This window comes from Pseudomonas sp. LBUM1647, from assembly GCF_059716175.1.
Window position 1 is genome coordinate 3962211 of record NZ_CP166809.1, and the last position, 12310, is coordinate 3974520.

Consider the following 12310-nt stretch of genomic DNA (forward strand, 5'->3'; position numbering starts at 1 on the left):
GGTGCATTAGCTCAAAGGTAATGAAGTGACAAGGCACGCCTAACAAGGGAAGCGTCAACAGACGATAAGCTGCACTGACTTTCACAGTAGAGAAACGTTGCTATGCCCGTCAAACCCAAGGTGAGCCCGCGCCTGACATTACTCACAGCCTCAGGCGTTTGCTCGCTGATTGTTCTCGACACCAACATCGTCGCCGTGACGCTGCCCACGATCGCCCGGGACCTGGGCGCAAACTTTGCCGACATCGAATGGGTAGTCAGCGCTTACATGCTGGCCTTCGCCGCGTTGCTGTTGCCAGCTGGAAACATCGCCGATCGCTTCGGCCGGCAGAAAACCTTGCTCTGCGGGTTGGCCATTTTCATCCTCGCGTCCATCGGTTGCGGTGCCGCGCCCAATGCGGTGTTCCTCGACATCGCACGAGCGATCAAGGGTGTCGGCGCGGCCTTGCTGCTGACCTCGGCCCTCGCCTCCATCGGCCACACCTTTCACGATGAAGTGGAACGGGCAAAGGCCTGGGCGTTCTGGGGCGCGTGCATGGGGGTGGCGATGACCGCCGCGCCGACAGTCGGCGGGCTGATCACCGAATACATGGGTTGGCGCTGGATTTTCTACCTTAACCTGCCCGTCGGAGTGTTCCTGATGGTGATGGTCTGGCGCGCGGTGCCGGAGTCCCGCGACACTCAGTCCGCACGCCTCGATCCCTGGGGCAGCCTGGCGTTCAGTGCGAGTTTGCTGTGCCTGATCTGGGGCCTGATCGAGGCGAACCGGATCGGCTGGAACAACCCGCTGACTTACGCTCGGCTCATTAGCGGCGCTCTGTTGCTGGGGCTGTTCGTGGTGATTGAACGGATGCAGCGGCGGCCGATGGTCGACCTGCAACTGTTCAAGCATCCGCGTTTCATCGGCGCGCTATTGGGCATGTTTGCCTACGCCGGTTGCGCCCAGGTGATGATGACCCTGCTGCCGTTCTACCTGCAAAACGGCCTGGGTTTCTCGGCCATCGCTTCAGGTCTGGGGATGCTGCCGTTTGCCCTGACCATGCTGATTTGCCCGCGTATCGGCGTACGTCTGGCGCGTCGATTTGCCCCCGCCACATTGATGGCCGCCGGTTTGACCCTGGTCGGCAGCGGCAATCTGCTCAGTGCCTGGGCGGTCAGCAGCGGAGGTTACCTGCCCTTCGCCCTGGCGATTGCCGTGACGGGCGCCGGTGCCGGGCTGCTCAACGGCGATACGCAAAAGAACATCATGGCCTGCGTGCCACGGGAGCGCACCGGCATGGCCTCAGGCATGAGCACCACCATGCGTTTCAGCGCCATCGTGCTGGCCATCGGCGTGTTCGGTGCGTTGCTGTCCAGTCATACCGAGCTGTTGTTGCGTACGAGCCTGACGGCACAGGGTGCGCAATGGCTCGGCCAAACCCAGGGCATCGCCTCGCGGGTGGTGGCCGGTGACATGACGGCGGCGATGGGACTGTTGCCGGAAACCGCACGCACCGTGGTTGAACCGTTGGCCCGGCAAGCCTTCGTCGGCGGCTTCAGTCTGCTGTTGTGGGTCGCGGGGCTGTTGGCATTACTGGGTGCGCTGGTGGTGGGCACGCTGATGCGCAATCCGATCCCCGCCCCCTCGACTGCAGCCCTCGGCGCTAAGGCTTGAACGACGCCAATACCCGCTGGGCATTCGCTTCGCAGCCCATGCCCTCGGGCCGCGTCTGAATGTTGTCGATCACCTCCAACAGCTGCGCCTTGCTCTGCGCCAAGTGCAGCTGCATCTCTTCGATCTGTTCGACTTTGCGCGTAAGACCCGCCAGCAATTCGTCTTGCTTGAACTCACCGGTCGCGCTGTCCGGTAACAACTGTTTCAACTCTTCCAGGCTGAACCCGGCCTGCTGGGCGCAAAGGATGATCTTCAGGGTTTGCAACGCTTGGTCGGGGTAATGCCGGTAACCGTTGGCCCGGCGCTCCACCTGCCGAATCAAACCCTGAGCCTCGTAAAACCGAATGCGCGACGCGTTCAACCCGCTTAACTGCGCCAATTCACCAATCTTCATCACGGCCTCATTTGCCTGCTTGACATTAAAGTTAACTTTAAGCTTAGCCTCTGCTCTTCACTGATGAGGAGTCAAGCATGTCGCCCTTCCAAGCGTTGAATTTGCCCAACGGCCAGACCATCGGCAACCGCATCGCCAAAGCCGCGATGGAAGAGAACCTCGCTGACAGCGGGCAGGCACCTGCAGAGGCGTTGTTCCGGCTGTATCAGGCGTGGGCCGAAGGCGAAGCCGGACTGTTGCTGACCGGCAACGTGATGATCGACCGCCGCGCCATGACCGGCCCCGGTGGTGTGGTGCTGGAAGATGAACGGCACCTTGAACGCTTTCGCCAGTGGGCCAGCATCGGTCGGGCCGGTGGCGCGCAGTTCTGGATGCAGCTCAATCATCCTGGCCGTCAAACCATGGCCAACCTCGGCCAGCAAGCATTGGCGCCTTCGGCGGTGGCACTGGACCTGGGCGCGTTCTCGAAGATGTTCGCCGAACCCAAACCCATGAGCGAGCACGACATCGAAGACGTCATCCAACGCTTCGCCACCAGCGCCGCCCTGGCGGAAAAGGCCGGTTTCACCGGGGTACAGATTCATGCCGCGCACGGTTATCTGATCAGCCAATTCCTCTCGCCCTTGACCAACCGCCGAACCGACCGCTGGGGCGGCTCTCTGGAAAATCGCGCGCGCTTGTTGTTGGCAGTGGTCAGCGCCGTGCGCAAGGCCGTGTCGCCGACATTTTGCGTGGCGGTGAAGCTCAACTCGGCGGATTTCCAGCGCGGCGGTTTCGATGCCGACGATGCCCGGCAAGTCATTCAGTGGCTCAACGATCAATCGATCGATCTGCTGGAACTCTCCGGCGGCAGCTACGAAGCCCCGGCCATGCAAGGCGAGGCCCGGGATGGCCGAACCCTGGCGCGTGAAGCGTATTTTCTGGAAATGGCCGGTGAGCTGGCCAGCGTGGCGAACATGCCGGTGATGGTGACCGGCGGGATTCGACGCCTGGCGATCGTCGAACAGGTGCTCGACAGCGGCATCGCCATGGCCGGGATCGGCACGGCGCTGGCGCTCGAACCTCAACTGGTCAAACGCTGGCGCGAAGGCCAGAACAGTCACCCGCAACTGCCGCCGATTCGCTGGAAGCGCAAACCCCTGGCGGCACTGGCGAGCATGGCCGTCGTGAAGTTCCAGCTCAATCGCCTGAGCCGTGGGCGCAAGACCCGTCCCGACGTTTCGGCGCTATGGGCGTTAATTCTCGACCGCGTGTACATCGCCAAACGTACTCGCCAGTATCGGCAGGCGATGAATAGGTCATAGCGCTTATCGCCCCGAGAAGCGCACTCTCGACAGCATCCGCAAATCCCCCGCGCGATAGTAATCATCGGTCCAGCTGTCATCCGCCGCCAACGGATGGACCTGCTTGAGCGCGAGTTTCCTGGCGAAGTAGCGAAAGCGGTAATGCTCGTAGAACCGCAGCAGTTCCAGACCATAACGATCCGCCAGATCGGTATCACCGCGAATGATCAGGTAGTTCTCGTCATTGCCATTGCTGGCCGCGGCACTGAGGTTATGGCTGCCGCTGATGATCGTCGGCGCATCGCTGGTGAAGTCCGTGACCACGGCTTTGGTGTGCACCAGCAGGTTGCCCTTCTGACCTTTCATGTTCTCTCTGAGCCAGCCTTCCAGCCCGGTGTTGAGCAGCGCGGTGGCGGCGAATTCGGCGGTGCGGTCGGCGTGAAAACCGGTGATACGGCTGGCTGTGTTTTGCAGGCCGTAACGCAAAATGTCGTCGTGGGGCAAGCCGAGCAAGGCGTTCAGGATGTCGTCGGGCAAGGCGAACGCGGTGACGAACAGCACGTCTTTTTTCGCCGCGTTGATGATCTCGACAAACGCTTGCAGATCCCCTTTGCCCGAGCGTGGTGAGAAACCGGCGAACGTCGGCTGCAGCGAATCCATCGGGTTGTTTTGCGTGAGCCAGTTTCGGGTGGCACCGACATCCGCAGGGTTAGCCCAGACCTGCTCGAAAGTGTGCAGATAGCTGGCGCTGACGCGTGTGTCGTCCAGCACATGCACCACGTTGGCCTGGCGGTAAACGCCGTTGGGCGTGAAATTGGTGCTGCCGCAAAGCACCGCTTCGGGTTGACGCTGCCCCGCTGCGTCTAGTCGGCTCAGCACCATGAACTTGTTGTGGAAGATGTTATGGGTAACCCGCCCGCGCTTGTTCTCTGCCGGGATTTTTTCCAGGCTGGCCTCGTTCATGGTGGTGTCCTCATCGCCCGGTTGAGCGTGATACAGGACTCGAACGTTTACCCCACGCTCGAACGCGGCATTGACCGCATCGACAACGGCCTGCAATTCATACTCGTAGATGGCAATGTCCAGCGCCCACTGGCCATCCACCGCACGCTCGATAAACCCCAACAAACGCCCGAGCAAACCGTTTTCCAGCCACTGCCGCGGGACATCCGGCCAGGCTTCGATGGGCAGGTTCTTGTTGGCGCTGATCAGCGCGTCGAGCTCGGGAAACTTGCGCTGGAACGCCTGGCTGGCGGCCACTGCGCGATTGAAGATCACGCTTTGGTTATTCGGCTGACCATTGTCGGAGGTGACCGTCACTTCCAGGTATTCACCCAGTTGCGGCGCATCAACGCTGCCGTAGGCCAGGTGGATTCGGTAATGGATCGTCATCCCCGGATTGACCGCGTAATCGGCCCAGCGAAATTTCTGCAACGGTGCGATATCGCTTGGGGTGGCGTGAAACTGGGGAAACGTATGCACCTTGCCGGGAAAGGTCAGGCTGTTGAACAGGAACAGCCAGGGCTTGGGGCCTTGCTGTTTTTCGATGGCGAAACCCAAGAGGCCTTTGCGGCGGTGTTCGGCCAGGTCCATGGCCAATAGCACGCCATTGGTGCCGGCGTAGGCTTTGACGCGGAAATCATCCTGATGGTTGACGGCTAGAACGCGCATGACTCACTCCTGTGAAGATCAAAAGATCGTCCGAACGCGGCCCGAACCTTCGGCAGCTCCTACAGGTGTACGCCATTCATTGTAGGAGCTGCCGCAGGCTGCGATCTTTTCGCTGCGCTACCTATCATCGATATGTCGATATTCGGCCTGCAACTCGGTAGCCATCACCTTAGCCCGCCCCAGCCGAATCGGCCCGCGTTCGATGTCGATCAGCAGCCCCGGACAATCAAGCACCGGCACCCCCGACCACTCCTTCAGCCGGCCATCGGTGACCAACAACATTCGCTGCTGTTCCGCCGGAAAGCGTTTTTGCCGAGCCGTCAGCCAACGCCCCGCCTCACCCAGCGCCGCCAGTAACGGTGTGCCACCGCCCGCTCCCAGCCCATCAAGCCAGTTGCGCAAACCCGCGGAGGCTTTCAACCCTTGCACCTGCCACTTCGGCACATGACCACTGGCAGTGAGCAACGCCAAGCGTGCACGCTGGCGATAGGCATCGTCGAACAGTTGCGCCAGCAAGCCCTTGGCATCGCTCAACGCCTGATGGCGACGAGTCGACGCCGAGGCGTCGACGATCACCAGCCACAGTTCGTGGGGCGAGCGGGTGCGCAGGTGAAACAAGACATCATCACGCCGACGCGGGCGGCCGTTCAGCAAGGTGCCGGGCCAATTGATCGAGCCGCTGCGCGCCGCGTGACGTTTACCCTGTTTGCCGTTATCCAGTCGTCCGGCGCGGGGCCTGGCATTCGCCCCCGCGTCAGATCGAGGGCGAATGCCTAGGGCTTTTTTGGCCAGCTCGGCACTTCACGGCGTGCGCCGACCGGGAGCGCCTGAGCGGGCATTTCACCCCATTGGCCCTGGCCTTCGCTCGGGTTGGAATGTTGCGTAGAGGGAGGCTGACTTTGTTGCGGCACCGGTGGCGATGGCTCACGGCGGCGATGGCGCAAGGCAAACTCGGCGACGGCGTCGATGTCTTCCTCGGCGATGGCGCTCGCCCCACGCCACGCCGCGTGGGCACGCGCCGCGCGCAACCAGACCAGGTCGGCACGCAAGCCATCGACGCCGGCGGCAAAGCAGCGCTCAGTAATCTGCGCCAGTGCATGATCGTCGAGCGGGATGCTGGCCAGCGCGCTGCGCGCCTTCTGGCAACGCTCGCGCAGAGACTGCTGTTGGCTTTCCCATTCGGCGCAGAAGCGGTGGGGATCACTGTCGAAATCCAGCCTTCGCCGGATGATCTGGCCGCGCTCGGTCGGTGCTGTGTGGCCACTGAGTGCGACGTTCAGGCCAAAGCGGTCGAGCAATTGCGGACGCAGCTCACCCTCTTCCGGGTTCATGGTGCCAATCAGCACGAACTTCGCCGAATGCCGATGGGAAATACCGTCGCGTTCGATCAGGTTGGTGCCGCTGGCGGCCACATCCAGCAGCAGGTCCACCAGGTGATCGGGCAGCAGATTGACTTCATCAACGTAGAGCACGCCGCCGTCAGCCTTGGCCAGTACACCGGGGGAAAACTGTGCGCGACCCTCGCTCAGGGCGGCGTCCAGGTCGAGGGTGCCGACCAGCCGTTCTTCGGTGGCACCAAGCGGCAAGGTGACGAATTGGCCGCTGGCGAGCAAGTCCGCCAGGCCTCGGGCGAGGGTCGACTTGGCCATGCCGCGGGGGCCTTCGATGAGTACGCCGCCGATTTTCGAGTCGATGGCGGTCAGGTAGAGGGCGAGTTTGAGATCGTCGGCGCCGACCACGGCGGAGAGGGGGAAATGGGGGGTGTCGGTCATCTTCAATACTCGGTCATGGTCGGTAACAGGCACACCTTGTACCTGTGGGAGCGTGGCTTGCCCGCGAAGGCGTCCGGTCAGTCAATATCAATGTTGAATGTGAGGGCCTCTTCGCGGGCAAGCCACGCTCCCACAGGTTTTGCGGCGCATTAGCTGTCTTCTTCTATATCCAGCAACAAATTCTCCAGCGCTTCGCGATACTCGCCCGGCTCCTTCCACATCCCCCGCTGCTGCGCTTCCAGCATCCGCTCGGTCATGTCGCGCAACGCATGCGGATTATGCTCACGAACAAAATCCCGGGTCGCCGGATCCAGCAAATACGCATCCGCCAGTAACGCGTACTGGTGGTCGTCGATCAACTGCGTTGTAGCGTCGAAGGCAAACAGGTTATCCATCGTCGCTGCCAGTTCAAACGCGCCTTTATAGCCGTGGCGCTTCACGCCGTCGATCCACTTCGGATTGGCTGCCCGTGAGCGAATCACCCGGTTCAGCTCTTCCTTCAACGTGCGGATCTTCGGCAAGTCCGGCTGACTGTGATCGCCATGGTAACTGGCCGCCGCTTCGCCACTGAGGCTTTCCACGGCCGCGAGCATGCCGCCCTGGAACTGGTAATAGTCGTTGGAATCGAGCAAGTCGTGTTCACGGTTGTCCTGGTTTTGCAGCACGGCTTGCACCTGGCTCAGGCGCCGGGCGAACTGCTCTCGCGCCGCGGTGCCTTCGTCAGAACCGCCGTAAGCGTAGCCGCCCCAGTTCAGATAAACCTCGGCCAGGTCGTCGCGGCTTTGCCACAGACGACCGTCGATGGCGCCCTGCACGCCCGCGCCGTAAGCACCGGGTTTGGCGCCAAAAATTCGCCAACCGGCCTGACGCTTGGCCGCGTCTTCATCCAGCCCCGATTGCATCAATGCTTCGCGCTCGGCACGCACTTTGGCGGCCAAGGGATTGAGGTCGTCCGGCTCGTCGAGGGCGGCGACCGCTTGCACGGCGGCGTCGAACAGACGGATCAAATTGGCAAAGGCATCGCGGAAGAATCCAGAGACGCGCAACGTCACGTCCACGCGCGGACGGTCCAGCAGACTCAGTGGCAGAATTTCGAAGTCGTCGACCCGCTGACTGCCCGTGGCCCAGACCGGGCGCACACCCATCAGCGCCATGGCTTGAGCGATGTCGTCGCCGCCGGTACGCATGGTCGCGGTGCCCCACACCGACAGACCGAGCTGACGCAGGTGATCGCCGTGGTCTTGCAGGTGTCGTTCAAGAATCAGGTTGGCCGACTGGAAACCGATGCGCCACGCGGTGGTGGTCGGCAGGTTACGCACGTCCACCGAGTAGAAGTTGCGCCCGGTCGGCAGCACGTCGAGCCGACCGCGACTCGGCGCACCGCTGGGGCCGGCCGGCACGAAGCGGCCGCTGAGGGCATCGAGCAGACCGCGCATTTCCGCCGGGCCGCAGGCGTCCAGCCGTGGCGCGACGACTTCACGCAGGCTGTCGATGATGGCGCGGACGTCAGACCAGGTGGCCACCTGTGGGAGCGAGCTTGCTCGCGATAGCGGTGGGTCAGTCATATCGATGTTAGCTGTCACACCGCTATCGCGAGCAAGCTCGCTCCCACAGGGGACGGGTTTGGCTTGAGGTTGGTGTAGCGTCTGCGAGATCAGTTGAGTGGCGAACAGTTCCAGACGTTCGCGGGCATCACCCGCTGTGCGCCAGACTTCATCGGTGAGGGATAGCAGTTCGATCGGACGCGGCCCGATCCAAGGCTCAGCAAGCGCACAATCCAGCGGATCGAAGCCCAACGTGAATGCCTTGGCCAAGGCCCGCAGCAGACTCGATTGCGCACCACGCCCATCGCCACGCGGAATGCGCAACAACGCCAACAACGTGTCGATGCGCAAGCGCCCGGTCGGCGACTCGCCAAACACATGCAGACCGTCGCGGATCTGCGACTCTTTCAAGTCGCACAAATAGGTGTCCAGACGCGGCAACCAGATCGCCGCATCGGCATCACTGTCGAGTTTTTCGTCCAGTTGCAGTTCGCGGTCGATGTGCGTCTCGCGCACCAGTTGCAGGATGTCGCGCTGCAATTCCCGGGCTCGGCGCGGATCGAGCAATTGCGCTTCGTAATACTCATCGGCGAGTAATTCGAGGTTGCGCAACGGACCGTAGGTTTCGGCGCGGGTCAGCGGCGGCATCAGGTGATCGATGATCACCGCCTGCGTACGGCGCTTGGCCTGGGCGCCCTCGCCCGGATCGTTGACGATGAACGGATAGATGTTCGGCAACGGACCGAGCAGCGCATCCGGCCAGCAATGCTCAGACAGCCCGACGCCTTTGCCCGGCAACCATTCGAGGTTGCCGTGCTTGCCGACGTGGATCACACCGTGGGCGCCATAGGTGTTGCGCAACCAGAAATAGAACGCCAGGTAACCGTGAGGCGGCACCAGGTCCGGGTCGTGATACACCGCGCTTGGATCAACCTGATAACCGCGCGCCGGTTGGATGCCGACGAAGGTCAGGCCAAAGCGCAGCCCGGCGATCATCATTCGTCCGCCACGGAACATCGGATCGCTTTCGGGCGAGCCCCAGCGTTCCAGTACGGCGTGGCGGTTGGATTCGGGCAAGGCGTTGAACATCAGGTTGTAGTCGTCCAGCGCGAGGCTTTGCTGACACGGACGCTGGTTGAGGGTGTCGAGGTCGTTGCTGACGCCACCGAGTAATTGCTGGATCAACGCGGTGCCGCTATCAGGCAACTCGGCCGGCAGCGGATAACCTTCTTTATGCAGCGCACGCAGGATGTTCAGCGCCGCGGCCGGAGTGTCGAGGCCGACACCATTGCCGATGCGACCGTCGCGGGTCGGGTAGTTGGCGAGGATCAGGGCGATGCGTTTTTCAGCGTTGGGCACTCGCGCCAGATCAATCCAGCGCCGCGCCAGTTCGGCGACAAAATCCATGCGCTCCGGTTGTGGCCGATAGCAGACCACATCGGATTGACTGCGCTCGCTGCGCCAGGCCAGGTCTTTGAAGCTGATCGGTCGGCTGATGATCCGCCCATCCAGTTCCGGCAGCGCGATGTGCATCGCCAGATCACGCGGACCGAGGCCTTGTTCGCTGGCGCGCCAACCGGGTTCGTTGTCCTGGGCGCAAATCGCCTGAATCACCGGGATGTTGCGGCGAAACGGCCGCAAATGCGGCGCTTCAGGGCTGGATTGTGCGAAACCAGTGGTGTTGAGAATTACGCCGGCCTCGACTTCGTCCAACAGGTCCTCGACCACCGTCAGGCAACCGGGCTCTTTCAAACTGGCCAGCGCAATCGGCAACGGGTTCAACCCCGCGGCCTGCAAACGCTGGCAGAAAATATCGATGAAACCGGTGTTCGCCGCCTGCAAATGCGAGCGGTAAAACAGCACCGCTGCCACCGGTTGATCGGCCTGCCAGTCGGCTTGCCAATCCTTCAGTTCAGCGGGGCTTTTTTGCGGGTGGTAAATCGCCGTGCGTGGCAGGGTTTGCGGCTCGGCCCAGGCGTAGTCGCGGTCCAGCCAACGATTGGCGAGGCAGCGAAAAAAATCCAGGGCATTGCCCATGCCGCCCTGACGCAGAAACTGCCAGAGCCGATCGCGGTCTTCCGCGCCCACCGTGCTCAGCTCGCTGAGTTCCGGGTCCGGGCGGTCATCGCCGGGCACCAGAATCAGCTGCACGCCGCGCTGTGACAACTCCACCAGACGCTCGACGCCGTAACGCCAATAGGCGATGCCACCGTGGAGCGATATCAGAATCACCTTGGCATGGCGCAGCACTTCGTCGACATACAAGTCGACCGACGCGTGATTCTGCACCTGCATCGGATTGGCCAGGCGCACACTCGGGTAATCGTCGGGCAACTGCTGCGCCGCTTCGGCGAGCAGCGCGAGGCTTGAGTCGCCGCTGCAGAGGATCACCAGTTCGGCGGGGGTTTGTCCAAGGTCGGCAATGTTGTCATCCGACACGAAACCGCCGGGCTGGGTCCTGAGCAGGTGCATGGCTTAAACGCTGAGCGCAGCGCGCAATTGCGCTTCAAGCAGAGTGGCGTCCAGCTCCTGACCGATCAATACCAGGCGCGTGGTACGCGCTTCGTCGGCGCCCCACTGACGGTCGAAGTGCTTGTCGAAACGTGTGCCCACGCCCTGGATCAGCAAGCGCATCGGCTTGTTCGGAATCGCCGCGAAACCTTTGACGCGAAGGATGCCGTGCTGGACCACCAGTTGAGTCAACGCGTCCAGCAGCAGGCTTTCGTCGGCTTGCGGCAGTTCGATGGAGATGGAGTCGAAGGCATCGTGGTCGTGATCGTCTTCGCCTTCATGGTGGTGATCGTGATGGCTGTGACGGCTGTCGATGTGTTCTTCAGAGCCGGCGCCGAGGCCGATCAGCACGTCCAGTGGCACGCGACCGCTGCTGGCTTCGATGACTTTCACCGCTGGCGGCAGTTCTTCTGCGACTTCAAGGCGTACACGGGCCAGGTCTTCAGGGCTGATCAGGTCGGCCTTGTTGAGGATCACCAGGTCGGCACTGGCCAGTTGGTCGGCGAACAGTTCGTGCAGCGGCGATTCGTGGTCCAGGTTCGGGTCGAGTTTGCGCTGGGCATCGACCTGGTCCGGGAAAGCCGCGAAGGTGCCGGCGGCGACCGCTGGGCTGTCGACCACGGTGATGACCGCGTCAACGGTGCAGGCGCTACGGATTTCCGGCCACTGGAAGGCTTGCACCAGCGGTTTTGGCAGGGCCAGGCCCGAGGTTTCGATGAGGATGTGGTCGAGGTCGCCGCGACGGGCGACCAATTCGCGCATCACCGGAAAGAACTCTTCTTGAACGGTGCAGCACAGGCAGCCGTTGGCCAGTTCGTAGACGCGGCCGTTGGCTTCTTCTTCAGTGCAACCTATGGAGCACTGTTTGAGGATTTCGCCGTCGATGCCCAGCTCGCCGAACTCGTTGACGATCACCGCAATGCGGCGGCCCTGAGCGTTGTCGAGCATGTGCCGCAGCAACGTGGTTTTGCCCGAGCCGAGGAAGCCGGTAACGATGGTGACGGGGAGTTTGGCCAGTGTTTTCATCGGATGCCCTTTGGCAAGGTGGCGGGCATACGGGACGACAATCGCTGCGACGGATGCGCGCGCGGAAGAGTTCGCCACCGGATCACCCCGCCCGGTTGTAGTGAGAATCTGTGTCGAGGCAGGTCTCCTGGCTGACGGTGTGCCAGGCTTGTGGGCCTGGCATTCGCTGCGCCTTCCCGCGAACCCGTTGCACAGGGTTTGCAGTGGCGTGGCAGCGAACATCACCGTTCACAGTTGCGGGGGCAGCCGCGGCATCGACCGCGTTCCCTTCTTAGCTTCGGCAAACGCCGAAGAACCTCGAAAGCGCAAGGCTACGCATCGTGTGGGGGCGGGTCAATGTCCGCAAGTTGATTGCGATACCTGTGGTGAGGGGGCTTGCCTGTGGCGAGGGGATTTATCCCCGTCCGGCGGCGAAGCCGTCGTAGATTCTGACAACTCGGTGTGGCTGAAAGAATG

8 protein-coding genes and 1 riboswitch are annotated in these 12310 nt (G+C 62.2%); of the genes, 2 read left to right on the forward strand and 6 right to left on the reverse strand.

The genetic code is table 11. From position 1 onward, the window contains the following. Positions 1-102: 102 nt before the first annotated feature. Positions 103-1653 carry an MFS transporter gene (locus ACA059_RS18020; RefSeq protein WP_497630366.1) on the forward strand — a complete coding sequence of 517 codons (1551 nt, stop codon included), beginning with the start codon at positions 103-105 and terminating at the stop codon, positions 1651-1653. Here ACA059_RS18020 and ACA059_RS18025 read toward each other — a convergent pair. Beyond that, the gene (locus tag ACA059_RS18025) at positions 1643-2047 is read right to left on the reverse strand and encodes a MerR family transcriptional regulator (protein WP_111449822.1); all 405 of its coding nucleotides are present in this window, start codon (positions 2045-2047) and stop codon (positions 1643-1645) included. The two genes, ACA059_RS18020 and ACA059_RS18025, sit on opposite strands and share 11 nt — an antisense overlap. Before the next feature lie 77 nt (positions 2048-2124). Between ACA059_RS18025 and ACA059_RS18030 the strand changes: the two genes are divergently transcribed. Beyond that, positions 2125-3351, forward strand: a complete 1227-nt coding sequence (locus ACA059_RS18030) for an NADH:flavin oxidoreductase/NADH oxidase family protein (RefSeq protein ID WP_497630367.1) — start codon at positions 2125-2127, stop codon at positions 3349-3351. Positions 3352-3354: 3 nt separating this feature from the next. Here ACA059_RS18030 and ACA059_RS18035 read toward each other — a convergent pair whose 3' ends face one another. The 5 genes from ACA059_RS18035 to cobW form a co-directional block, all read right to left on the reverse strand. Next, a complete protein-coding gene (locus ACA059_RS18035) occupies positions 3355-5001 on the reverse strand; it encodes a phospholipase D-like domain-containing protein (protein WP_497630368.1) in 1647 nt (548 codons plus the stop codon). Between the two features lie 117 nt (positions 5002-5118). Then, entirely contained in the window at positions 5119-5655 is a 537-nt protein-coding gene (locus ACA059_RS18040; protein WP_497630369.1) for a vWA domain-containing protein, read from the reverse strand. A gap of 119 nt (positions 5656-5774) precedes the next feature. Further along, entirely contained in the window at positions 5775-6773 is a 999-nt protein-coding gene (locus ACA059_RS18045; protein ID WP_497630370.1) for a magnesium chelatase ATPase subunit I, read from the reverse strand. A 149-nt stretch (positions 6774-6922) separates the two neighbouring features. Then, positions 6923-10789 carry a cobaltochelatase subunit CobN gene (cobN, locus tag ACA059_RS18050; protein ID WP_497630371.1) on the reverse strand — a complete coding sequence of 1289 codons (3867 nt, stop codon included), beginning with the start codon at positions 10787-10789 and terminating at the stop codon, positions 6923-6925. A 3-nt stretch (positions 10790-10792) separates the two neighbouring features. Continuing rightward, entirely contained in the window at positions 10793-11854 is a 1062-nt protein-coding gene (cobW, locus tag ACA059_RS18055; RefSeq protein WP_046048481.1) for a cobalamin biosynthesis protein CobW, read from the reverse strand. A 100-nt stretch (positions 11855-11954) separates the two neighbouring features. Beyond that, a riboswitch (cobalamin riboswitch) is annotated at positions 11955-12169 on the reverse strand. Between the last annotated feature and the right edge of the window lie 141 nt (positions 12170-12310).

Excerpts from the sequence above, each read along its gene's own strand:
- ACA059_RS18020 (WP_497630366.1), top strand. The coding sequence starts at position 103 with ATGCCCGTCAAACCCAAGGTGAGCCCGCGCCTGACATTACTCACAGCC.
- ACA059_RS18025 (WP_111449822.1), bottom strand. The coding sequence starts at position 2,047 with ATGAAGATTGGTGAATTGGCGCAGTTAAGCGGGTTGAACGCGTCGCGC.
- ACA059_RS18030 (WP_497630367.1), top strand. The coding sequence starts at position 2,125 with ATGTCGCCCTTCCAAGCGTTGAATTTGCCCAACGGCCAGACCATCGGC.
- ACA059_RS18035 (WP_497630368.1), bottom strand. The coding sequence starts at position 5,001 with ATGCGCGTTCTAGCCGTCAACCATCAGGATGATTTCCGCGTCAAAGCC.
- ACA059_RS18045 (WP_497630370.1), bottom strand. The coding sequence starts at position 6,773 with ATGACCGACACCCCCCATTTCCCCCTCTCCGCCGTGGTCGGCGCCGAC.
- cobN (WP_497630371.1), bottom strand. The coding sequence starts at position 10,789 with ATGCACCTGCTCAGGACCCAGCCCGGCGGTTTCGTGTCGGATGACAAC.
- cobW (WP_046048481.1), bottom strand. The coding sequence starts at position 11,854 with ATGAAAACACTGGCCAAACTCCCCGTCACCATCGTTACCGGCTTCCTC.